The sequence below is a fragment of the Singulisphaera chitinilytica genome (genome assembly GCF_049331405.1).
GTDB lineage: Bacteria > Planctomycetota > Planctomycetia > Isosphaerales > Isosphaeraceae > PoT.
This window is the reverse complement of sequence record NZ_CP186274.1, coordinates 5398571-5421906: the sequence shown is the minus strand read 5'-3', so window position 1 is coordinate 5421906 and position 23336 is coordinate 5398571. Positions and strand designations below refer to the sequence as shown.

The 23336-nt window shown below is 65.5% G+C and carries 15 protein-coding genes and 2 pseudogenes; 11 read left to right on the top strand and 6 right to left on the bottom strand.

What is annotated here, in order from left to right; all coding sequences use genetic code 11:
- Positions 1–106: 106 nt before the first annotated feature.
- The 6 genes from ACOYYX_RS21620 to ACOYYX_RS21595 form a co-directional block, all read right to left on the bottom strand.
- The gene (locus ACOYYX_RS21620; protein WP_422923593.1) at positions 107–1423 is read right to left on the bottom strand and encodes a hypothetical protein; all 1317 of its coding nucleotides are present in this window, start codon (positions 1421–1423) and stop codon (positions 107–109) included.
- Between the two features lie 235 nt (positions 1424–1658).
- Positions 1659–2027, bottom strand: a complete 369-nt coding sequence (locus tag ACOYYX_RS21615; protein ID WP_422923591.1) for a hypothetical protein — start codon at positions 2025–2027, stop codon at positions 1659–1661.
- Between the two features lie 205 nt (positions 2028–2232).
- Positions 2233–3261 (bottom strand): DUF1559 domain-containing protein, encoded by a 1029-nt coding sequence (locus ACOYYX_RS21610; protein ID WP_422923590.1) that lies wholly within the window; start codon positions 3259–3261, stop codon positions 2233–2235.
- An 836-nt stretch (positions 3262–4097) separates the two neighbouring features.
- Positions 4098–4646 (bottom strand): DUF3124 domain-containing protein, encoded by a 549-nt coding sequence (locus ACOYYX_RS21605; protein ID WP_422923588.1) that lies wholly within the window; start codon positions 4644–4646, stop codon positions 4098–4100.
- 59 nt (positions 4647–4705) lie between these two features.
- Positions 4706–5497 (bottom strand): hypothetical protein, encoded by a 792-nt coding sequence (locus tag ACOYYX_RS21600; protein WP_422923586.1) that lies wholly within the window; start codon positions 5495–5497, stop codon positions 4706–4708.
- Positions 5498–5595: 98 nt separating this feature from the next.
- Positions 5596–6861, bottom strand: coding sequence for a heparan-alpha-glucosaminide N-acetyltransferase domain-containing protein (locus ACOYYX_RS21595; protein ID WP_422923584.1), 1266 nt, complete (start codon positions 6859–6861; stop codon positions 5596–5598).
- 1726 nt (positions 6862–8587) lie between these two features.
- Between ACOYYX_RS21595 and ACOYYX_RS21590 the strand changes: the two genes are divergently transcribed.
- The 11 genes and pseudogenes from ACOYYX_RS21590 to ACOYYX_RS21540 all read left to right on the top strand — a co-directional run bounded on the left by ACOYYX_RS21590 (position 8588) and on the right by ACOYYX_RS21540 (position 23269).
- Complete coding sequence (locus tag ACOYYX_RS21590) at positions 8588–8818, top strand: hypothetical protein (protein ID WP_422923583.1); 231 nt, start codon at positions 8588–8590, stop codon at positions 8816–8818.
- Positions 8819–8972: 154 nt separating this feature from the next.
- Positions 8973–10025 (top strand): DUF1559 domain-containing protein, encoded by a 1053-nt coding sequence (locus ACOYYX_RS21585; RefSeq protein WP_422923581.1) that lies wholly within the window; start codon positions 8973–8975, stop codon positions 10023–10025.
- A gap of 116 nt (positions 10026–10141) precedes the next feature.
- Positions 10142–13018, top strand: coding sequence for an FG-GAP-like repeat-containing protein (locus tag ACOYYX_RS21580; protein WP_422923579.1), 2877 nt, complete (start codon positions 10142–10144; stop codon positions 13016–13018).
- 279 nt (positions 13019–13297) lie between these two features.
- Positions 13298–15907 carry a DUF1559 domain-containing protein gene (locus ACOYYX_RS21575; protein ID WP_422923577.1) on the top strand — a complete coding sequence of 870 codons (2610 nt, stop codon included), beginning with the start codon at positions 13298–13300 and terminating at the stop codon, positions 15905–15907.
- 7 nt (positions 15908–15914) lie between these two features.
- A pseudogene (locus tag ACOYYX_RS21570) lies at positions 15915–16408 on the top strand (DUF1569 domain-containing protein).
- 242 nt (positions 16409–16650) lie between these two features.
- On the top strand, positions 16651–16875 hold the full coding sequence (locus tag ACOYYX_RS21565) for a hypothetical protein (RefSeq protein ID WP_422923575.1): 225 nt from the start codon (positions 16651–16653) through the stop codon (positions 16873–16875).
- 632 nt (positions 16876–17507) lie between these two features.
- Positions 17508–18908 (top strand): annotated as a pseudogene (locus ACOYYX_RS21560) (heavy metal translocating P-type ATPase); the annotation flags it as partial.
- Positions 18793–20589, top strand: a complete 1797-nt coding sequence (locus ACOYYX_RS21555) for an HAD-IC family P-type ATPase (protein ID WP_422923573.1) — start codon at positions 18793–18795, stop codon at positions 20587–20589. The pseudogene ACOYYX_RS21560 and the gene ACOYYX_RS21555, both read left to right, overlap by 116 nt.
- A 102-nt stretch (positions 20590–20691) precedes the next feature.
- Positions 20692–21693 carry a protease modulator HflC gene (hflC, locus tag ACOYYX_RS21550; RefSeq protein ID WP_422923571.1) on the top strand — a complete coding sequence of 334 codons (1002 nt, stop codon included), beginning with the start codon at positions 20692–20694 and terminating at the stop codon, positions 21691–21693.
- Positions 21690–22652, top strand: coding sequence for a protease modulator HflK (gene hflK, locus ACOYYX_RS21545; RefSeq protein WP_422923569.1), 963 nt, complete (start codon positions 21690–21692; stop codon positions 22650–22652). The genes hflC and hflK overlap by 4 nt, the downstream gene beginning before the upstream one ends.
- A complete protein-coding gene (locus tag ACOYYX_RS21540) occupies positions 22649–23269 on the top strand; it encodes a hypothetical protein (protein ID WP_422923567.1) in 621 nt (206 codons plus the stop codon). Before hflK ends, ACOYYX_RS21540 begins: the two co-directional genes overlap by 4 nt.
- Positions 23270–23336 lie beyond the last annotated feature (67 nt).

Genomic DNA, 23336 nt, shown 5'->3' with positions numbered 1-23336 from the left:
CCCTCGATCTCTTCGCCGGCGACGGCGATAGCCTTCGACTCGACTCGTCTTAATATATGAGGAGGCAAAACGACTTATCCCGACGTGTGCGGCGATCCTCGGCGCATCACGTCGGGTCGTTGGTCCGGGGGCTCTGGGTCTTGCGGCGGAACCTCGGGACGAACCCGCTCAGCGTCTTCGCCATGATGTAGAGCAGGGGGACGGTCACCCACCTCGGCTGGATGTCGCGCGGGCGGATCCCGGCATACCCGGTCTTGGGGTCGATCCCGATCTTATCCCCCAGCGCGCTCGTGGCGACGTAGAAGACCTCCTGCGCGAACCCCTCGGCCGATGAGACGATCTCGGGGCAGAGGGCCTGGAGCAGCTTCCGGAGCCGGGCCGAGCGCCGCTCGATCCGCTCGATGTCGATCGCATTCTGGTTCAGGCTGGGGACCGAACGCCAGGGCTCGGAATGGTCGTCCCCCTCCGGGTTGTCGAGCAGCGATTCCCACTGGTCGAGTTTCGTGAGGACGATGACCAGGGGCCGGGGGTGCTTCTCCGATTGCAGGAGCCCGGAGTGCCGCCGGATCCTGGCCGCGGCCTCGAGCAGGATCGTCTCCTGCCGGCTCGTCCGCCCGCGTGAGACCGGTTCGGAGGAGCCCTTTCGGGCGTTCAGCGCTGCGAGCACCCGCTGATCCTGCATCGGGTCGAGCACGAACATGAGGGCCCGCGAGTGGGCCAGGTGCCGGGTGACGGGCGTGGCCGTGGTGTCCCTGCCGGGCAGGAAGTGCTCCCCCGCGTTGTCGTAGAGGCAGAGGAGCTGCCCCATCCCCACGGCCTCGGCCACGCGGTTGTTCCCCGGGCCGGGGCGGAGGTCGAAGAGGAAGGGTTTGGGGTAGGCGATCGTCTGGTTCCCGTACGCGACGGTCTCGTACAACTCCCCTTCGAGCTCCGTCTTGCGGATCAGGTTGCCGAGCGGCACGTAGTCATCCGGCCCGGTATTGAAGAAGAGGTTCTCCTCCGCCTCGTTGAGCAGGCGGTTCGCCATCGGGTCGACGTCGGCGATGTTGATCGCGAAGTTGGCCGGCAGGACCTTGCGGAGCTCGTGAATCATCGTCGCCAGGAAGTACGACTTGCCGCTGGCCGGCGACCCCAGGATCGACAGGAAGAGCGTCGGCATCTCCAGCGCGCATCGGGGAAGGCTCAGGTGGCACTTCGGGCAGGCCAGGACCCGGCAGGTCATCCCCTTGGCGTCGATCGCCTCCCCCTTGATGGTGAACCGGCTGGGGAGGAACCTCTGCGCCTGCTCCGGCCCGAGCAGCGGATCCCCCAGCAGGTCGGAATGCTCCGAGACCCAGACGACCTCCTCGGGCGAGAAGACCTCCCAGCAGTGGGGGCAGGTCACCCTCGCCATCAGCGCATCGGGGGAAGTCGCGGTCGACATGAATCACTCCCGCAGCGAACCTTCGGTGCGGTTCGTGCCGAATCTTGGTGGGTTCGGAGAGCCTTGACCGCTAACTGTACAAGACTCCCCTATGGTGCGGAAGTGGTGTTTTCCAAGAAAAAGAAACGACGGTGCCAGACATAGGACGTGATCAATTCGTCGATCCCAGGAGTCGATTGTCTCCAGAGGATCGTCGCAATGTCAGCCGGCCCTCGGCGATGCGACCGCTTCCGCATCAGCGGCCGAGGACGAGCCCGGCCATGAGGACGATGGCCATCGCCTCCTGGAAGGTGATCGGCCGGACCGAGTACAAGGTGCTGACGAACCGCCTCCAGAACGACGCGACGAACGCCGCCGTGATCAGGACTACGGCCAGGTATCGCACGGCGTCGATCGCGCTGGTCACGATCAGGCCCAGGATGGAGATCCCATGGGCGCGATTCGAGGCCGCGAAGTCCAGGATCCCCATTACCGAGATCACCGCGAACAGCGACACGTTGAATCCCGCTGTGATCCCCGATGGCCTATCGCCTTTGCCCCTCGACGCCCTGTCGTAGGAGAAGAGCGCGTCATCGTGCACCTCGATCTCGGTCACTCCGGGCATGGTCGGTGATCTCCCTGGGGGTTGAGCGAGGAGAAAGCTCGCGGACATCCATGAATTCGCCCAGTGTCGCCCGTTATTTGAGAGACGTGTCGACGGTTGAGTTCACCCTCCAAATGCAAACGTCCCAGCCGGTGGAGGCCGGCTGGGACGTCGTGTTGGAGTCGGCATTGGACCCGGCCGTGTTGCCGGGTCAAGCTGGCTCGGCTCAGTAAGAGTCGGAGCTGATGACCTCGCCGCTCGAGATCGTGGCCAGGCCGATCCAGGTGACCGGATTGATCGAGTTCTTGACGAAGCGGACCGAGCCGTCGCCGAAGCCGACATTCACACCGCCCGCGTGGCGGCTCCTGGAGCCCGCGAAGGCGTCGTTGTCGCCGGCGTTTGGAATGCAGGGGAGCTGCTGGACGGGCTCGCTGGTGCAGAAGAGGCCGGGATCGTTGTTGAGGTAGTCGCCGCCGGTCTGCAGGTTCAGGTAATCCTTGGTCCCGTTCGGTGTGTAGCGGGTCATGAACGAGCCGCCGCCCGGGACGGTGGACCACATCGCGCCACGGATGTCGTTGATGCTACCCTGAAGCACCTCGCCGATGAAGACGGTGTTGCTCGTACCGTCGGTGATCGAGGCCAGCGAGATGTTGCCGTCATGCCCGAAGGCCGACTTGAGGTACTGCGGTGCGAGCGAGCTGGCCTTGTCCTGGCCCCAGCTCGTGTTGCCCCAGCTGGCGGCGTAGTTGCCCTTCGTCATGATCGGGCCGCTCAGCACTCCACCTTTATAGCTGGAGTTGACCTGGAACGTGTTCTGACGATCGCTCGGGCACTGGAAGCTGCTGATCTTGGTGGCCGCGACCGTCGAGTTGGCGAAGTATCCCGCCGCGACGTTGAGGCCGCCCGGGAAGCCCTCGGAACCGAGGCTGAAGTTGAACGAGTTCGCGAGGTTGCCCTGCTCGATGAGCGGGAGCATCAGGCAGAACCAGGGCGTGTTCTGGGCGCCGGCGAAGACCGACGGGAACGTCTTGCCCGGGAACGGGGCCCAGATGCGGCCCGGCGGCAGGGTGTTGTTCGCGCTCACGTAGTTGTGGAGGGCCAACCCGAGCTGCTTCATGTTGTTGACGCACTGAATCCGGCGCGCAGCCTCGCGCGCGGCCTGCACGGCGGGCAACAACAACGCGATCAGGACCGCGATGATCGCGATCACGACAAGAAGTTCGATCAATGTAAACGCGCGACGTCGCTGCGACATGATCTCGGCCTTTCTCTAGTCCACGAAATCGGGAAGGAACGGTCTGCGGGTTGTGCGTCGATCAAGATACGAGCATGCCCACGGACCCAGGGGGCATGGATCGCCTTCATCAAGATTTAACTTGGATGGAATCAGGACGACAATGAGCATGCATCAAGGTAAGGAGCCAGTGCAAGCCTATTTCAATGAATTTCTTGGATCAATCGCTCCTATGTTCGGTAGGTGCATTTAAACAGGTGATCGGGGCAATTCGTCGAGATCTTTATTTTGGCCGAAACCCGGCGGCTATGCCCGAGTTCTCTCCGGAAAACCGGGGGCAAGATCGGGTTGTTGACCCCGGCCTGCCTTGAAAAGCGGCGGCGCCTCGCATCGGCCCGAGGGGGAATCTCCTCCAAGCGACCGACCTCGGCAGGCCATTTTCGGATGAGTCGTGCCGCCGACTTCAAAGAATCGCGATCGATATCGGGCCCATGGCACGACATCCGATCCGACGGGCCGGTGCATCCGTCCTTGATATCCCGCTCGCCCTATAGAATGAAATCTTTAAGAGTCGAGCGACGCTGCGAGTCAACCGACTCGTTGCCGGGCGCGGATCAGTAGAGAGGGTTTCGATGTGGCCCTTGTGTGACTTGGATGTTTTTGCAGTGAAACCTCGCGAGGAGGCCCAGGCGGGCCGGGGCGGCCGGTGCGTTTCGCCCGTTTTCTCGGGGAATCGGCGATATATCGGGCGATGCGGGCAATCAGCCGACAAGCATGTTAGTGAGTACAGAAATGTGCGCATGTCTCCTCGGCGTCCCATGCGGGATGGCATGAAGGCGCCGAGGCCGGGGCTGTCGTCAGGGGCGGGAGCGGTCGGCGATGACGCGGCCGGTGCAGGTGAACGAGATGCCCTGGGTGCTGGCCGTGCCGATCATGACGACTTCCGAGATCGGGTCGCTCACCTTCCGCTCGGCGACCCAGTCGACCAGGAACGAGGCGGAGGAGCCGGCGCTGGTGTCCTTCTCCTTGACGAAGATCTCGGCCGACGCCATGGGCGCCAGGCGCTGGGGCTTCTTGAGGTACTGGCGGACTTGCTTGCCGTCGCGGTCGAAATAGTTGATGCCCGTGAGCAGGATCGGGTGGGTCCGGTCGGTGTTCCGGATGCTCAGCGTCAGGGCGAGGTTGAAGGGGCGGGCGTCGTTGGCCGTGAGGACGTGGGAGTAGGCCGGCACGTACAGGGTCTGCCCCGCGGCGATCTTCGCGGGGTCGAGCGGCTCGGCCTCGGAGACACCGGACCTCGGCCCGTTCCCGGGGATCTGGCCGGGGGTCGGTTCCTTGCAGGAGGCCGCCGCGGCGAGCAGGATCCACGCCCAGACGGCCGGGCTCCGGCGTACGATTCGGCACATGGAGGATCGCCCTTTCGGAGCGGGATGGAGGGGTCGTCGCGAGGTCGCCGGGTCTCATCTCATCTCAAGGCGTCCATCGTCTCGGTGTGGTGCTCGATGATCGTCTTGATGACCTCGAAGCTTGTGTAGTCGATCCTGTTCTGTCCCGAGTAGGGATAGCCGAACATCAGGACCAGGTAGAGATTGATGGCGATGGTCGTGGACACCAGCGCGGTCATGAAGGCCTGGACCCGGAGATGCTTGAGCTTGAAGAAGTAGGTGAAGACCACCGTGATGATCCCGCCGGAGATGAGGACGAACCACTCGAGGGTCGGGACCCCCTGCATCGCGGCGAGGGTGCGGGTCCTCCGGCTATCCCAGAAGCGGCAGGTCAGGTCGACAAGCGCGTCGTAGATGACGATGTCCTTCTCGGACTTGGGGGCGAATCCGCTCACCTCCCCGATCAGTGAGATCGCCGCCCGACGCGCCTTGAGCGAATGCCGCCCGGCATTCATGGCCGGCCACTCATCCTTGATGACTTCGTCGATGTACTTCAGGGTGAGGTCCTGGATCTTCTGGCGGTCCTGCACCGGCAGCTGGTATGAGAGCAGGATCATGTCGGCCAGGCAGTTCGACTCCTGCTCGGTCATCAGCCGGGCCTCCTCGAACTGGTTCATCGAGTCGACGACGACCAGGCCCACCGTCACCGCGTACATGGTCCCGACCACCGACAGCAAGTAGCCGCCGACGTCGTGGCTGGAGATCAAGTCCTTCTCCCGCAGGGCCCGACGCACCACAAGCAGGCCCAGGATCGACACCAGATTGCTGGCGCAGATGAGCAGGAACCCGGAGAAATACGAGCCGATCGCCATGACAACAGCCCCGCTACCCATGATCGTGATGCCAGAGATCATACAAGGTGCGGGGCCCTCGCGAGAAGTTCACGCGAGCGAGCGATCGCGCGATGAGGTCAGAGCCTCAGGAAGATCTTGTTCTTCTCGAGCGATCGGATGAAGAGGTAGTTGATCGCCATGAAGGTGGCGATCCCCACGCAGCACCACCAGAGGGGCGAGTCCTTGGGCACGAGGCTCAGGAGCGAGACCTCGACAGAATGGTGGACGATGTACGTCGCCAAGGGGTTCTGGCCGAACGTGCGGAAGGCGCCCACGCGGACCGACCCCACGTCGCAGGCGAAGATGAACAGTGAGTAGAGCGCCGTGGAGAATCCGAGGGCGAAGAGGGTGAACGGCATCGAGACCACCCGCTTGTTCATCATCCAGTAATTGTGCTGGCGGAGCGTCGGGGGAGGGGGGGGGACGAACGGCGGTTCGGCCAGGAGGGTCTTCCAGGAGCGTTTGAAGATCTTGGCGAGCGGAGGCCGGATCGGCGAGGCGGCCACGGCCTCGACCTTCTTCTTGGAACCGGCCTCGGCTTCGGGGGTCGGCTCGACGTCATAGAGGGTCGTCAGGCAGGAGAGGGCGTAGGCCAGGATCATCAGGCCGGTCCCCCAGCCCAGGAGCTTGCCCCCCGACTGCGCCGCCGGCCGGCTCGAGACGAGGTCGTAGACGAGGGTGCCCCCCAGCATGATGGCCCCCCAGGCGATCAGGCCGAAGGTCCCCCCGTCCCAGCTCGTCTTCCCGTTGGTGCCCAGGAACTCGTCGAGGAAGTTCGGCTTCCCATGCACGAAGTTGAAGTTGAACCAGTCCGAGATCCCGAGGTGCACGGCCAGGAAGGCGAGCAGCGTGATCGCCCGCCCTCGCGTGCCGAGGGCGATGAAGGGCATGAGCAGGATCTGCGTCACCCCGATGATGGCGAGGACTTCCCAGAGGTCGGCCTTGATGAGGCCGATGATGAATTTGCGGACGGAGTCGGGGTTAACGTCCTTCCAGGTCGAGAACTTGTCGCCGAAGCCGTACATCATGAGCGAGATCAGGACCAGGGCCAAGCCTCGCCAGGCGACCCGGCCGTAAGCCTTCCACGGCCCGACCTGCTCCAGCCTGCGCATCAGGGTCAGCCGGTAGGAGAACCCGGCCGCCATCAGGAAGCTGGGCATGATCGTGTCGGCATAGCTGAAATAGACGTTGTGATGCTTCAGCACATCGTGGACGGCGGCGAGCCCGCCGACGAAGTTCACCACGATCATGCCCATGACCGTGTAGCCGCGGAACTGGTCCATCGACGCGATCCGGCCGGGCGCCGGAGCCGGGGTCGTTGCGAGGGCGTCGCCTGTGCTCATCGGGTTCTTTCTCTCCGTCCCCTTGCCATCGAAAGTTTCCGAGCGTTCGTCGGTCGGAGCGGGTGGGCGGGGTGGATCCCAACTCCAAGGTTATGTGTCGTCCCTAATTCCGGGACCCTGGCTCTTTCGTGGTTCGTGGTTCGATCCGAGGGCGGGGGCGAATCCGGCGGCCGGCGGCGGAATCTGCCCAAGTTCGTCCCGTCGACGCCGAAGACATCGTGGCCGAGTGGCCGACGCTGTGTCGGCCGGGCGTGAAGCCAACCATCATAAACTCGCTTCATCGACGCGGCGTCGACAAGGCGCACGCTTGTCGTCCGACGCTTCGAGATCCCGGCGCGGTCGCCGGCGATCCGGACTAATATCTTCGGGGTCATCGGTCGCCGGCAACAGGAGATCGCAACACGCCGATCGTCCGACGAGCGAGTGTCACTTGCTACGGCTCATTTGCGTAAGAGCCTGGGTGGGAGCAGGTCCGGCGCGTCTCCCATAAGTAAGGAAAGGGGCTCGAACCGCCCACTCCTATTGATCTCGGAGCCCCATCGGCCGATCTCCCTAGGACATGGCGTCGGCAATTCCTGCCGGTGTGTTGCGGAAGGCCGAGCGATAACACTCACGACACTGAGGGCACATGATTGGATGATCTCCCGGAACTGGAAGCGCAAGGTGCATCGACTTCGATGACCCCCGCGCGAGCAGGACGAGCGGAAGGCCCGGCCTACCCCATCCCGATTGCCATGGTTCAAGAGGTTCGTATGTGAAGTTAACGGAAAGATGGAATGGGTCGATAGGTCGTCTCCCATCCCCAGAATCCTTGACAGGCCGCAAGGGTTGTTTTCCGTAACGTGAACAACCGTCGTGCCAAGGATATCTCGAGATCCGCAAGGCTAATGACACGGACGGGCGTTTGCAAGGGCCATCCGAACCGCCTCCGGCCTCATAGAAGCGGCGTTGAAAGGGGCGAATATGGGGATGTCGTTTTTTTGACACTTGACCGGATAATTACACTGTTAAGAGGCCATCGGGTAAACTAATGTGGTAGAAGCGCGGTGTTGCGCGAAGCCATCAGAGAGGGTGCTCGATTCGCGAGTTCCGAGGGAGGCCGATGTCGGTGGCCCTGCGGAGCCAATGTCGCCGTCGGATGTTCCAGGATTTCGGGATGCCGATTGATTTGTTGGATATTTAATTCGCATCCAGAAAATCCTTGCAATGGGCCGGCGACGCCGGTAGTCTTACAGATCTCAAAATGTCACGTTGGCGCGATGCTCTTCCGGTTTCTCTGTATCCCGGCATCGCTTAACCACTCGACATTTGGGAACGAGGGCTTCACGAACTCGTTCCGTGTTCTTTGCGGTAATCATCAACAAATTTTGATTGAAGCAAGGGGATCAGCGCTGCTGGCTGGTTTCCTCGGGTGACAGCGAAGTTGATGTCTCCCATGTTCCCGGCGGAGCGATACCCAGTCTCGCGGTTGACCGGCAATAGCTTCTTCACATCTTCTTGATGTGACGCTTGTTGTGTGCGTCAGCTGTCGTGAAGGGTGCGCGCCCGCCGATCGTCAGCCGTCGTTGATGTTTGTTCAGTCCGGGCTTCGGATCGCACTCTGTAAACGAATTCGCATCTGAAGGCAATCTTCACATGTCCGGATTCGACGGAGATGGTCCGTATCGGCCTGACGCACCACCATCTGATCTCTTGATAACCCGACAATTCCGTCAGGGAGTCACCCATGAGTAGGCGAAGCGGGCCGTCATACTGGCGTTGGATGCTCGGAGCGGGCTTGCTTGTGATCGCCGGGTTGACGGTCGGTTGCGGGAGCGGCGACACGGAAGGGAACGCGGACTTCCGCCAGAACTTCGAGAAACCGAGCACGCCGGCCCCGCCGCCGAAGGTGTCGAAGAAGGACGTGGCCGAGGGCCCGAGCCCTCGTCAGAAGCGTCTCATGAGCAAAGACAACTGATATCGCGACGTGTGATCGCGGTTGTAGTGTACGCGTGAATATTTTTTTGGTTGATCGACGAGGTGAAGATCGAGGTCATGCGAGTCATACAATCGGAATCTCGATCGATCGATCGGCTCTGTCTTTTCCCATCCCTATCTTGGAGCGTCGAGTGATGAAATCTGTGAGCGTTCTTCAACGTCTGCGACGTGGCTTCACGTTGATCGAACTGCTGGTGGTGATCGCGATCATCGCTGTCTTGATCGCCCTGCTGCTGCCGGCCGTGCAGGCCGCCCGCGAGGCCGCCCGTCGCGCCCAGTGCGTGAACAACCTCAAGCAACTCGGCCTCGCCATGCACAACTACATGGACAGCAACAACTGCCTGCCGATGGGCGACTTCTTCGGCCGCGACGTCACCAACCCGTCCAGCCTGATTCGCCAGAACTTCGGCCCCTGGATGGCGATCACCCAGTATTACGAAGCTGGCACGATCTTCAATGCGCTCAACACGAGCGTCATGATCTACCAGGGGCCGAACGCCACGGTTAACGGCATCGGCATGAGCATCCTCTGGTGCCCCAGCGACGGCAGCGTCGTCGGCCTGCGGTATCCCGGTGCCAGCGGCGACGGATGGGATAACGCTCCGATCCCGATGACGTTCAGCAGTTACGCGACCAACCTCGGCCCGCTCTTCTACTACCCGAAGGGCGACATGAACTTCCCCTTGCTTGGCCAGAACAAGGGCGTTGTCTACCACGTTGGTCACCCCCTCGGGACGAGCATCGCCCCGGTGAATCTCGCCGGCATCACGGACGGCACGAGCAACACGTTCCTCGCCGGCGACCATGCTTACGGCGAAGTGGCCAAGTCGACGAATCCGTTCGGTCCCAACTGGTGGACCTCGGGCCTGATCGGCGACACGACGGCCTCGACCCTGTTCCCGCCGAACTTCTTCAAGAGCTATAACGCCGCTCAGGCGCTCCCGGCGTACTTCCCGGATGGCAACAACTACACCGACACCTTCAGCAGCCTCCACGCCGGCGGTTGCAACTTCCTGTTCTGCGACGGCTCGGTCCGGTTCATCAAGAACTCGATCAACTCGTGGAATCCGCTCGTGATCCAGTACACGGGCCGCACGACCCCCTACAACAACGTCCCCCAGCAGGGCGTCTATCAGTCCCTCTCCACCCGCAACGGTGGCGAAGTCATCAGCTCCGACCAGTACTGAGTTGGATTTGAGCGGATTGTCTTAATATGACGATGCCCGACCCGAACCCTCGGCCGCCGACCCCGGCGGCCGAGGGTATTTCATCAGATGGCCGACGCGTTTCCAGGGCGCGCCGGATGCGACTCCTGCTGGTGACCGTCGCGGTGCTCTTGGCCCTCGGCGCGACGATCGCCGTGGTCTGGCAGAAACGCCGGGCCGAGGACCAGCGGATTCGGGCCGCGATCGAGAAGGCTCGTGCCGACAGGAAGGCCGGCCGCGCGACTGCCGCCGCTCGCTTGCTGGCCCCCATCGAGGCCGAGCGCTCTGGCCGGAGCGACGTCCTCCTCGAACTGGGGCTAGCCGAGGCCGACCGCGGCCGACTAGCCGCGGCCATGTACGCCTGGGAGCAGATCCCTGCCTCCTCGCCCGACTTCCCCTCCGCCGCCACCTGCCAGGCGCAGGTCGAGATCCTCCGCGGCCGATTCGAAGTCGCCGAAACATTACTTCTACAAGCACTCGGGGCGACCAACGTCGGCCTCATCGACGCACGCGACGCCCTCGTCCGCCTCCTCCGCTCCGAAGGGCGCTTCGCCGAGGCGCGACGCCATTACCTCGACGGGATGGATGAGGCCCCCGAACTCGTCTCCTTCCTCCGTAGGTTGCATCGGCTTGACGTCGAGCCCTTCGCCTCCGAGGGGATCCGCCTGTATCTGGATAAGGCCGCGAGACAGGCTCCCGAGGATGATCGGGTCTGGCTCGGCCGGGCCCACCTGGAGACCCGGCTCGGTCGGCTCGATGAGGCCTCGCGCTGGATCGAGGCATGCCTGAAGCGGAGGCCCGACGATCCGGCCGTCTGGAGTGCCCGGCTCGAATGGGCCAAGGCCGCCGGCCGCCCCGATGTGGCCCTCGCCTGCCTCCCCCATGTGCCGGCCGATCGCGCCCGAGCCCTGGAACTCCGCGCCTGGTTCGCCGCCCATCGTCGCGACCTCGATGACGAACGCAAGGCGCTCGAAGAGTTGATCCAACTCGACCCGAGCCTCCCCACCGCGCTGACGAGGCTCGCCGAGTTATCCGTCCTCGCCGGGCATCCCGAGGATGCGGTCAGATACCGCACCCGCAAGGATGAGCGGGATCGAAATTTATACAAATATGAGAATATCCTCGCGTCCAGCGAGGCGGCATCCAAAGCAGGCGACCTCGCCCGCATCTCGGCGGCCCTCGGCTGGAAGTTCGAAGCCGACTGCTGGAAGGCCGTTGCTTCTGGGCAGCCCTCTTCGCACCCGAGGCCGCCCAAGCCAGAACCGGGAGTGCTCGCGGATCTGCTGCCGATTTTGAGCGCCGTCGCCGCGACCAAGGCGACGCCCGCGGCACCTCCAACTTCGGCCTCTGTCACCTTCGTCGACGACGCCGAAGCCAAGGGCCTGAAGTTCGTCCACAGCAATGGCGATCCCGGCGGCCTGATGATCCCCCCCGTCACGTTCTCGGGGGGCGTCGGCCTGCTCGACTACGACGGCGACGGCTGGCTCGATGTCTACTGCGTCCAGGGGGGGACTTACCCGCCGCGGCCCGACCCGGCCGGCGTGGGGGATCGCCTCTATCGGAACCGGGGGGACGGCAGCTTCGAGGATGTCACCGACGCGGCCAAACTCGGGGGAGACCGGGGTTATGGCCACGGCGTCAGCGTGGGCGACTACGACAACGACGGCCGCCCCGACCTCTTCGTCACGCGCTGGCGGACGTATTCGCTCTACCGCAACCGGGGGGACGGCACGTTCGAGGATGTGACGGAATCCGTCGGCTTCGGCGGGGATCGCGACTGGCCGACGTCCTCGGCCTTCGCCGACCTCGACAACGACGGCGACCTCGACCTCTACGTCTGCCACTACCTGCGCTGGGATGAGAATGACACGCGAGCCTGCATCGATCCCAAGTCGCCGGCCGTCTACCACTGCAACCCTCGCGACTTCCCCGCGCTCCCCGATCACGTCTTCCGCAACGACGGCGGCAAGTTCGTTGACGTGACGTCGGAGGCGGGCTTCGTCGACCCCGACGGACGGGGCCTTGGCGTGCTCGCAGCCGACCTCGACGACGACGGCAGGGTTGAACTGTTTGTAGCGAATGACACCTCGGCGAATTACCTCTTCCGCAACCTCGGCGGGTTCCGGTTCGAGGAGGTCGGGCTCGCCTCGGGAGTCGCGGCCAACGCCGGGGGGGGCTTCCAGGCCGGGATGGGTGTGGCCTCCGGCGACCTCAACGGCGATGGGCTGCCGGACCTCGCCGTCACCAACTTCTACAACGAGTCGACGACCTTCTTCCGCAACCTCGGCGGCGGGTTCTTCTCCGACGCCACCGCGGCCGTGGGGCTCGCGGCCCCGAGCCGGTTCCTGCTCGGCTTCGGCGTCTCCTTTCTCGATGCCAACGCGGACGGCTTCCTCGACCTCATGACCGTCAATGGCCACGTGCACGACGGTCGTCCGCAGTTCCCCTACACGATGCCCGCCCAGCTCCTGCTCGGGAACGCGCAGGGGCGCCTGACGGACGTAACCCAGGCGGCCGGGGATCCCTTCAAGGTCCTGAGGCTGGGCAGGGGCCTCGCCGTGGGGGACCTCGACAACGACGGCCGGGTCGATGCCCTCGTCCTCTCGCAGAACGAGCCGGTCGCGTATTTTCACAACCGACCCCAGCCTGGGCAGACGTCCGGGCACCACGTCACCCTCCGCCTCCTCGGCCGCGAGTCGAACAAGGATGCCGTCGGCGCCCGCGTGACCCTGACCTCGGCCGGCCGCCCGCGATTGATCCAGCGGATCGGCGGCGGCAGCTACCAGTCGGCCAGCGATCCTCGCCTCCACTTCGGCCTGGGGGATAGCACGAAGGTCGACAAGGTCGAGGTCAAATGGCCCTCCGGTCGCGTCGATCTCTACGAGAACCTCGCGGCCGACACCGGCCACCTCCTGCAAGAAGGCGACCCGACCCCGCACCCGCTCCCCGGCTGGAAGGCCCCTGCGACGCCTTGACCCTCCGCCCGGAATTCGAGGGGGCCTTTTCTCTTGCGACCCCCTCGACGACTCGCCTACGATCTCATTCGGATCCACATCGTTCTGAGGTCTGGCAGGGCGGGTCCGAGGGCTGAGGGGATGGCCGTCGCTTCGTCGCGGGCCCTGGTGTCGTCGTCGGGGTGAGGCCTGCTTCGAGAGGTAGGGTCAGTGCCCCTCCCATGCCCAACTCGGGGCGATGCCAGGACTTCGTCCCCGGAGCGGCGGTTTTTCGAACTCACTCGACGAAAGGTCTGCGCCATGCGACGAGTCGTCTCGACCTCGGGTTCTCGAGTGGCCTCGGCCGTCGCGTTTTATTGGCTCCTGACCTGGGCAGGGGCGTTGCCGGCGCTCGGCGATGACATCCCGAAGAAGGCGCCCGGCTCGGCCTCGCTCGCCCGGTATTTCCCCAAGGCCGACCTCGTCGCCTACCTCGAGTTCGAAGGGCTCGACGCCCATGCGGACGCCTGGCGGAAGACCTCGGTCTACAAGATCCTGAACGAGACGACGACGGGGCCGATGCTGCGGAGCCTGGCCGTCCGGAGCATCGACCGGCTGGCGGGGCCATCGCGGAGCAAGTCGCTCAACGGGGCGGAAGTCCTCGCGTTCGTCGAGCATGCCTTCCGCAACGGCTTCGCGTTCGGCTTCAGTGGCAGGGCGGGTTCGTCGCGGCCCGCCTGCGTCGGCTTCGTCGCGAGGAATGGCGCCAGGGCCGCGGTCCGTCCGATCCTGGAACGCATGATCGACTCGGCGAACGGAGCCTATGCCGTCGTCCCGCAGAAGGTCGAGAAGCCGGGACCGCGCCAGGTCATGCAGGTCAGCGACCGGGACGGCATGGGGCACGCCTGGTGGATCGAGGGCGAGGACATGGTCTTCAGCATCCTCAGCCCCCAGGGGGCTGACGACATGATCGACGCGCTCATCGGCAAGCGGCCGAGCGCCGTCGACCATCCGGTGCGGACGGCCCTGGCAGCCGACCAGGCCCGGTTCGTGCCGATCGGCTGGTCCTTCTTCGACGTCACGTCCGTCCCGACGTGGTCGCCCAAGGCGACGTCGCTCGGCCTCGATACGATCCGGCGCGTGGAATCGTCCTGGGGGTTCGACGGAGAGGCCCTGATGTCCCGGTTCAGGATCGTCGCCCCCGCGCCCAGGGTCGGGGCGCTGGCCCTCTTCGATCAGCCGGGCTTCGACCTCAAGGGGCTCCCCCCCTTGGTTCGAGGCCTCGACGGCTTCGCGGTCGCCTCGCTGTCGCCCGCGAAGATGCTGGACATCCTCGGGGAGCAGGTCGAATCCCTCAACGCCAATCCCAACGCAGCGAACCCGATCGTCTCGATCTCGGAAGCCGTCCGGAAGATCACTGGCCACAAGCTCAAGGAAGAGATCCTGGCGCCCTTGGGGCCGAAGTTCGTGTTCGGCGTGTTGCCCTCGAAAGTCGGTGCGCCGACGAATGCGTTCTCGGGGTTGTTGATGGGGGTGACGAGCGTCCCCAGGGCGACCTTGCTGATCGAGCTGAAGGATCCATCGGCGTATGCCAGGATCCTTGAGGATGTCGTCAAGGGCGTGAATGAGGCCTTCCGCCTCCCCGCCGACGCGCCCGAAGGCGACTGGCCGAAGGTCCGGATCGAGCCGCTCGCGGGGGACGTGAAGGGATATGTGGCCTCGGTGGCCGCGTCGCTCGTGCCTCTCCCGGCGGGCGTGCGGCCGACCCTCGCGTTCGGCAAGAATTCGCTGGTGATCGCCGCCAGCCCCGAGGTGGCGAAGGCCGCCTTGAAGTTCGAGGAGCAGCCTGCTGGATTGCCGGCGGAGAGCCCGCTGGCCCGCGACTTCGGGGCCCGGCTCAAGTCGCTGACGATGCTCGGGGTCCGCGACGATCGCACGTCGAGCCTGGCGGAAATGGTCGCGAACCTGCCGGTGGCCTCGCAATGGGTCGACCTCCGACGATTCACCGGGGCCTTCGCACCCAACGCACCTTTTCAGATGATGATGGGAGGACGTGTGGCCGTCAGGCGCCGGCCGTTGACCCCCGATCGGTCGACGAACGTCTCGGTCGACCCCAGGTTGATCCCCTCGCCCGACGACCTGCGGCCCTTCCTCTTCCCGTCCTGGTATGCCCTGAGCGTGGACGACAAGGGGGTTGAGTTCCTCTCGCGCGAGGCCTTCCCCGCGTTCAACCCGGCGACCGTCTGGCCGATCGCCCTGGCCGTGGTCTTGCCGGCCCGGCATGCTTCGAGGGCGGAGACCTATCGGACCCAGTCGGTCACGAATCTGAAACGCATCGGCCTGGCCTTCCACAACTTCCACGCCGCCACAGAGGCCTTCCCGGCGTCCGCCACCCGGGACAAGGACGGCAAGCCCCTCCTGAGCTGGCGCGTGGCGATCCTCCCCTATCTCGAGCAGGCGGAGCTCTACAACCAGTTCCACCTCGACGAGCCCTGGGATAGCCCCCACAACAAGCCGCTCCTGCAGAGGATGCCCAAGACGTATGAACTGCCCGGGGCCAGGGCCCAGGCCGGCATGACCTTCTATCGCACGTTCGCCGGCTCGCACAGCGTCTTCGACCCCTCGTCCGGGACCGGCACGACGATCGCGCAGGTGACCGACGGGACCAGCGGCACCGTCGCCGTCGTCGAGGCCCGCGATGCCGTGCCCTGGACCAAGCCCGACGCCGAACTGGAAGTCGATGCCGAGAATGTGAACAACTTCATCGCGTCCAGGCCCGTGAGCCAGCTCGGTGGCCACTTCCCCGGCGGTTTCAACATGCTCCTCCTCGACGGATCGGTCCGCTTCGTGAAGGAGACGATCAACGTCAACACGCTGAGATCGCTCATCACCAAGGATCTCGGCGAGGTGATCTCGAACGACGCGTACTGAGTGTGGAATGACCGTTTGCGATCGTGACGAGCGGAGGCGACCCTTGGGCGAGCGACGGATGCTCCAATTTGCGAGCCTTGATGAGATCATGCCCGACGTGGATCCCCTCCTGGCGGGGCACGCGACCGTCGGGAACTGGACCCTGGGCCAGATACTGCATCACCTGGCGATGGCCGTGCGCCTGAGCCTCGACGGGCCGCCCGGATCCGCCGAGCCCACGCGATCCGAGTCGGTCCTCCGTCGCCGCTTCTTCCGCTCGCAGCGCTTCCCCGAGAATGCGACCCCTCCGCTCCCGAGCATGTTCCCCCCGCCGGCGCCGATGCCCCGGCCGAGGCCGCGGCGCTCCGCACGCACCTCGAACGCTTCCTCGCGACGACCGGCCCGCTCGCCGCCCACCCAGTCCTCGGATCATTGAATAAAGAGGAATGGACCCGTTTCCATTGCCTCCATTGCGCCCATCACCTCTCCTTCGTTCACCCTGGCGATCGACCGGAGTCATGACCCGCAGCCGCTAATGCCATGCCCCGAGATTTTCGGGCCGGGGCGTCTGAACCTTCCCACGGAATCATCCGGTTGTACCGCTGGCCTTGAGGGGGCATTCTCAGCCAGAGGGCACATCTGGCGCGGCAATTGCACTATGGATATCCCATCAAGAAACATGTAAGGCGGCCTCTCGCAGGTCGCCCGGCTCACGAACCCGTCGAGGATTCGCTTCGGTCGAATCCGAATAGGGAGAACCGATCATGTCGAGCGGCGAATGGGGCCTTTGCAAGGATTGTAAGTGGTGGCAACTCGAACCCGAGGACTCGGTGGAGAACCTCTCCTTGGGCCTCTGCATTGAGGAGAAGCTGCAACCCTTCAACCTCCGCGTCTCGGGCAATTCCGGCTGCAACCGATTCCGCAGCGGAAAACCGGCTCGAGCCGTTGGTTCCGGCAGCGCACCGCCCGTCGCCGCGCCCACGCGCTGACGGACGCTCCAGGCGGGTGGGATTATCCCGACTTACCAATCCGTCTCCTCTGAATTGACCCTGCCAAAAGAGCCGGACGCGGAAACGAACGCATGTAAACGTGTTCGTTTCCGCGTCCGGCTTCTATTTTAGATTTAAGAAAAAGTCACTTGTGAAAATTATCATGTATTGCATGAGAGTGGGTGGTGTTCGATTCATCTCCGTCCTTGGAATGTCGCGTTCACACTTCGTCGGTGACATTTTTGCATTGGCTAAAACCCGGATTCATCGTCAACTTGATACTTGACTAGCTTGATCGAATTGAATAATTTGTGCTCGCCGCAACGATCGCGAGTGAATTCATCGGGATTTGCAGGTGTTGATCGGTGCGTAGGCATTTGCCTGTGTATGGCCTGATCGCTAATGCGTAACAGGCAGAAGCATGCCGCTTTTTGTGTAGAAAAGATGTACGCGGAATTAACCCTTGAAGCAGGCACTTCTAAGTTCGGCCCCGATACATCGACGGAGTGGACACCGGGCGGCCGGCGGATAACAATCGGGGTCGATGTCGGGCGGGTCTCCTCCGAAGGTGGCATCAAGGTCTCGTAGCGAAGTTAGGATCGAACGTGCATCGCGAGTTCCAACCGTCCAGGATGTCGATCGGGCAGGCGGAACACCGTCACGACCACGACCATGCTCACGACCACCACGACCACGAGGCGGAGCTCCGCCGGCTGGTGGGCACGACGGCGCTCGTGGGCCTGCTGCTGGGGCTCGACCTGCTCCTGGGGGCCTGGGGCAGCGATTGGCGGCGGCCTCTCGGCGTCTCACTCTCGCTCATCGCCGCGCTGATCGGCGGCGGACGAGTGGTCTATCTCGCCCTGGCGTCACTGTTCGATGGGAAAATCGGCGCTGACATCGCGTTGGCGATCGCTTGCGTGGCGGCCGGGGTGCTTGGCGAATACTTCGTCGCGGCCGAGGTCGTCTTCATCGCGCTCTTCGGAGAATGCCTCGAGGCGTTCACATTCGAACGGGCGCGGCGGGCGATCGAGACGCTGCTGGAATATCGGCCTCGCCAGGCTCGCGTTTTGCGCGATGGCCGGGAGGTCGAGATCCTGGCCGAGGCCCTGGCGGTTGGCGACGTCGTCGTGGTGCGCCCCGGCGAGCGGATCGCGGTCGATGGGACGGTCATGGCGGGACGCTCGGCCGTGGATCAGGCCGTGCTCACGGGGGAAGGGCTCCCCGTCGACAAGGGGGAAGGGGACCCCGTCTTCACCGGCACTTTCAACCAGTTCGGGCGGCTCGAGGTCCGCGCCGAGAAGGTGGGGGCCGAGACGACGCTCGGGCAGGTGATCCGCCTCCTTGATGATGCCCAGACCAGGCGCTCGCCGCTGGAGCGGACGGCCGACCGTTATGCCCGGCGCTTCCTGCCGGCCGTCCTCCTCGCGGCGACGCTCGTCTTCCTCGGCACCAACCTCGGGCCCTTCGGGCGCTGGGCTCGCGAGGGGGTATCCCCGAAGCTGGACCTGATGCCCGCTCTGGCCGTCCTGGTCGTCGCCTGCCCCTGCGCCCTCGTGCTGGCGACCCCGGCGACGGTGCTGGCGGCGACGGCACGCCTGGCCCGTCGCGGCGTCCTGGTGAAGGGGGGCGAGGCACTCGAGAGGCTCGCGAAGGTTGATGCGCTGGCGTTCGACAAGACGGGGACGCTCACCGAGGGGCGGCCCGAGGTCGGCAGCCTCGTCGCCTGGGATCCCTGGGACGAGGAAGATTTGCTCCGGATCGCCGCCGCGGTCGAGGGGCCGAGTGAGCATCCTTTGGCTCGCCTGGTCGTCGCCGAGGCGAATCGACGCGGGCTGGATGTCCCGAGCGTTGAGGACTTCGAGGCTCATCCCGGCGCCGGGGTTTCGGCGCGGATCCGGGACGAGCGGAAGCACTGGAATGTCCTGGTCGGCAACGTCCGCCTCTTCCGCGAGCGGGGGATCGTCCTGTCGGAGCAAGTTGAGGCCGCGCTCCGGAGCCTCGACCAGGCCGGTCAGACGGCCTTGCTCGTCGCGGTCGACGGCCAGGTCGCCGGCACGATCGGGGCACGCGACCGCGTGCGGCCCGAGGCGGCTCGACGCGATCGCCGACCTGGAGCAGGTCGGGCTCGGCGACCTCACGATCCTGACGGGGGATCGCCGGGCCCCCGCGCTCGCGGTGGCGAGGGCCGTCCGCGTCTCATCGGTCGAGGCCGAACTGACCCCGCTGGCGAAGGCCGACTGGATCCGCCGCCGGCAGCAGGAAGGCCGCGTCGTGGCGATGATCGGCGACGGCATCAACGACGCCCCGGCGCTCGCGATGGCCGACGCCGGGCTCGCGCTCGGCGGTATCGGCGGCGACATCGCGGCCGAGGCCGGCTCCGTCATCCTTATGGGCGACCCGCTCTCGCCGCTGGCCGAAACCTTCGACGTCGCCCGCCGAGCCATGCGGATCGTCCGTCAAAACATCCTCATCTTCGCATTCGGCGTCAATGCCGTGGCGGTCGTCCTGGCCGGCCTTCGGCTCCTGGGCCCGGTCGGCGCGGCGATCTTCCACCAGATCGGGTCGCTACTCGTCCTGCTGAACGCGCTCAGGCTGCTCGGCTTCGGCTGGACGCGGGGCAGGGGGATCGACCGGGTCGCGGATCGAGTTGTCCTGGCGTGCAGGGCTTGCCGCCCTTCGGCCCTGGCGGGGCTGGTCTGGGATCATCGACGGTTCCTGGCGCGGGCGGGGATCGTGGCGGGATTGCTGGCGTACCTGGGCTCGGGGATCACGACGGTCGGGCCCGAGCAGGCGGGCGTCCTGAAGCGATGGGGCCGGTATCGGGAACCGCTGTTGGAGCCGGGCCTGCACGTGCGATGGCCGGCTCCGTTCGAGTCGGTGCAGAAGGTCGAGCCTGAGACCGTGCGAGTGGCGCGGATCGGCTCGGTGGCTCCTGCCTCGTCGAGGGGGGCGAACTCGCTGGCCTGGAATGCCTCGCACGGGACGCGGCGTGATGATTCGGCGCTCTTCCTCACGGGGGATGAGAACCTCGTCGAACTGGCCGGTGTGGTCGAATATCGCTACACCCGCGAGTCGGTGGCCGCCCTCGTCTTCAACGTCGCCGAGATCGAGCCGAGCGTGGCGGCGGCGTCGGAGGGGGCTTTCCGGGAGGCCGCCGGGCATACGAAGTTGGAGGAGATCCTGGTGGCGAACCGCCTCGATTTCGAGGGGGAGATCGCCCGTCGCCTGCGCGAACGCCTGGCGTCCTCCGGGCCGAAGGTCACGATCGACCGCGTGCGGGTCGTCGATGCTCATCCGCCTCGGGAGGTCGTGCCGGCCTATCGCGACACCGCGACGGCGGCTTCCGACGTCGACCGGTTCCGTAACGATGCCGAGGGCTATGCGGCCGAGCAGCACTGGATTGCGCTGGGCGAGGCGAAGGCCCTCAAGGATTCGGCCGCGATCCGGGCCGCTCAGCTCAAGGGGCGCGCCGAGGGGGAGCGACGGGCCTTCGTTGCCCGGCAGTCGGCCCACGCCTCGCAGCCGCAACTGACCGAGTTCCGCCTCCTCTGGGAGACTCTGGCCTCGGCATTCGCCGGCCGCTCCAAGCTGGTCCTCGATCCTAGGGTCCGCGGCCGTCGCCAGGTCTGGCTCGCCGATCCGGAACGCCTCGGATTGGGCCGGGCCCTCTCGACGCCGCCGCCCCAGCGGATCATCTCCGTCCCCGAGGATTGAGATATGACGTTGGATTGAATGCTGAGATGTTTTCCGTGAAATAGTGCAATTCCTTATTCTGCGAAGAGTTTTTGCTACAGGCCGGCTCCGAGGGCGTCCCGAATGCACCATCATCATGAATCGAACAGGCAAGGGCCGCTCGTGCGTCGGTCGACCTTGATCGCGATCGTTTTCGCCGTCGCGGCGGCCGTGGCGTTGGCCCGATCCGTGGTGATCGTGGATCAGGCGGAGGCGGTGTACGTCACCGAGTTCGGCCGATCGGTGCGGCTGATCGACGCGCCGGGGCTGCACTGGAAATGGCCGCACCAGAGCCGTCGAGGCTTCGATAAGCGGCTCCAACTCGATGCGCCGCCGCCTCGCGAGATGCTGACGCAAGACAAGAAGAACCTCGAGGTGGCCTGGTACGTGAACTGGCGGATCGTCGACATCGAGAAGTTCCTGCGCTCGGTGCGGACGATGCCGGATGCCTCGGCCCGGCTCGAGGACATGGCGGCCTCGGTCCTGGCGGCGAGGCTTGGCGGGCACGAACTCGCCTCGCTCGTGCGGGTCGGCGAAGGCTCGGCCCTCGACGCCCTGATGACGGACGTGACGGCGCGGGTCGCCGAGCAGGCCTCGCGGGAATACGGCCTCAAGGTCGTCGACGTCAGATTGCGTCGCCTGAATTATCCCGAGGAGGTCCGCGCGGCGGTCTTCGAGCAGATCCGGAGCGAGCGGAGGAAGGTCGCCGCCAAGACGAGGGCGGAGGGGGAGAGCAAGGCCCGCGTGATCCGGAGCACGGCCGACCTCGAACGCGCCACGACCGTCGCCGAGGCCGAGGCCGAGGCGGCTCGCGTGGTCGGCGAAGGGGAGGCCGAGGCGACTCGGATCGCCAACGCGGCCCACTCCGCCGACCCGGCCTTCTACCAGTTCCTCAAGACGCTCGAGACCTATCGCTCGGCCCTAGACGGCAAGACGACGCTGGTGCTCTCGGCCGATAGCCCGTTCCTGCGGCTCCTGACCCAGGGGAGCGCCGAGACCCCCGCGCCCGCAGCCCCCGCCGAGCACGCCGCACGCGAAGAACGCACGGCCAGGACGCCCGGGTCGAAGGAGGCGAACAAGCCATGAGGCGTTGGGTCGTCATCACCCTGATGCTTGGCCTGTCAGCCTACCTCGCGACGGGCCTGGCCGTGATCCAGCAGGATGAGGTGGGGGTGGTCCGCCGCTTCGGCGCGGTGCAGGCCGAGCCCTGGGAGCCCGGCCTGCACTGGGGGCTCCCCTGGGGCCTCGACCGGCTCGACCGGGTCAAGGCGGGGCAGACGCGCACCTTGACCGTCGGGGCACGCGACGCCCAGGCGGCACCTCTGTCGAACGCCCCGAATCCCGAGGGGGACGACTTCCTCACCGGGGACCTCAACCTCGTCTCGGCGCAGGTGATCGTGCAATACCGGGTGTCGGACTCGGTCAAATATCTGTTCGCGTCTCAGGACGTGGATAAGGCCCTGGTGGCCGCTGCCGAGTTGGCCCTGACGCGGGGCCTGTCCGGGCGGACGATCGACGACGTGCTGACGACGGGTCGAGCGGAGGTCGCCGACGGGATGCTCCACGCCCTCCAGGCCCGTGCCGACCTGCTCGGCCTCGGCGTCTCGATCCGGGCGGTCCGGCTGGGCCGCGTGGCCCCGCCCGTGCCCGTGGCCCCGGCGTTCGCCGATGCGTCGAGGGCCCGGAGCGACCTCCGCCAGGTCGTGACGAAGGCCGAGGAATACGCCGAGCAGGCCGCGGCAGACTCCCGGGGCCAATCGCGCGAGATCGCCGACAGAGCGGCCGCGCGGCACGAGCGCTCGGTGCAACTCGCGAAAGGTGAGGCCGATCGGTTCTCGAAGGTCCTCAAGGAGTCGCGCAGGGACCTCGCAGCGACCCGGCGCAGGCTCTATCTCGAGGCCCTCGCCGTGCTGCTGCCCCGGTTCTCGAGGAAAGTCGTCGTCGCCCCCGGGCAGGAGGTTGACGTGGGCCTCCTCTCCGATGAAAACACCGAGACATCGGCAGATTCCAATAAAGTGGAGTCGACCCAGGGAGGTCGCCCTTGAAATCGACGACCCCCGGCGGAGACATCGCGAGGAGGAAGCGGCTCGCGGCGGGAGCCCTGACGGTCGTCCTGATGGGGATCCTGGCCTGGTCAGGCCTGCGCCGGCCGGCCCCGGAGACTGCGCCCGACGTAGCGAACCCGGCGGACGCATCGGCCCCCACGGCGACGAACCCGGCCGATGACCGGATCCGGTCGCTGCTCGACTCGGCCCGCAAGGGGGACGTGACAAGCTATCTGGCCTCGTTCGATGGGCCAATCCGGCAGAGGCTCGAGCGCGAGGTCGAGGAGCGTGGCCGCGAGGCGTTCGCCGACTCGCTCCGCGACGCTTCGAAGGCCCGCAAGAGCCACGCGATTTTCTCGGCCGTGCCCGAGGGGGCGGAGGCCGCCCGCGTCACCGTCGAGACGGTCTACCCCGATCGGAACGAGCGCCAGACGTATCGCGTCGAGCAGCGCCCCGAGGGGTGGCTCGTCACCGACGTCGAGACGATCCGGGGGCACGAGCCGAAGGCGAAATACGGCACGCCCGCCAACTACCAGGAGCCCGAGGCGGCCCCCGTTCCCAGCACCGAGGGGTTCTCGGTGGAGAACGGCGAGGGGCCGGCGAGCCCGAATCCTTGAGCGGAATCACCAGCGGGCCTGCTCGTGAGTCGTGGGCTCGCTCGGCGACGACCTTTGAATCCTCCCG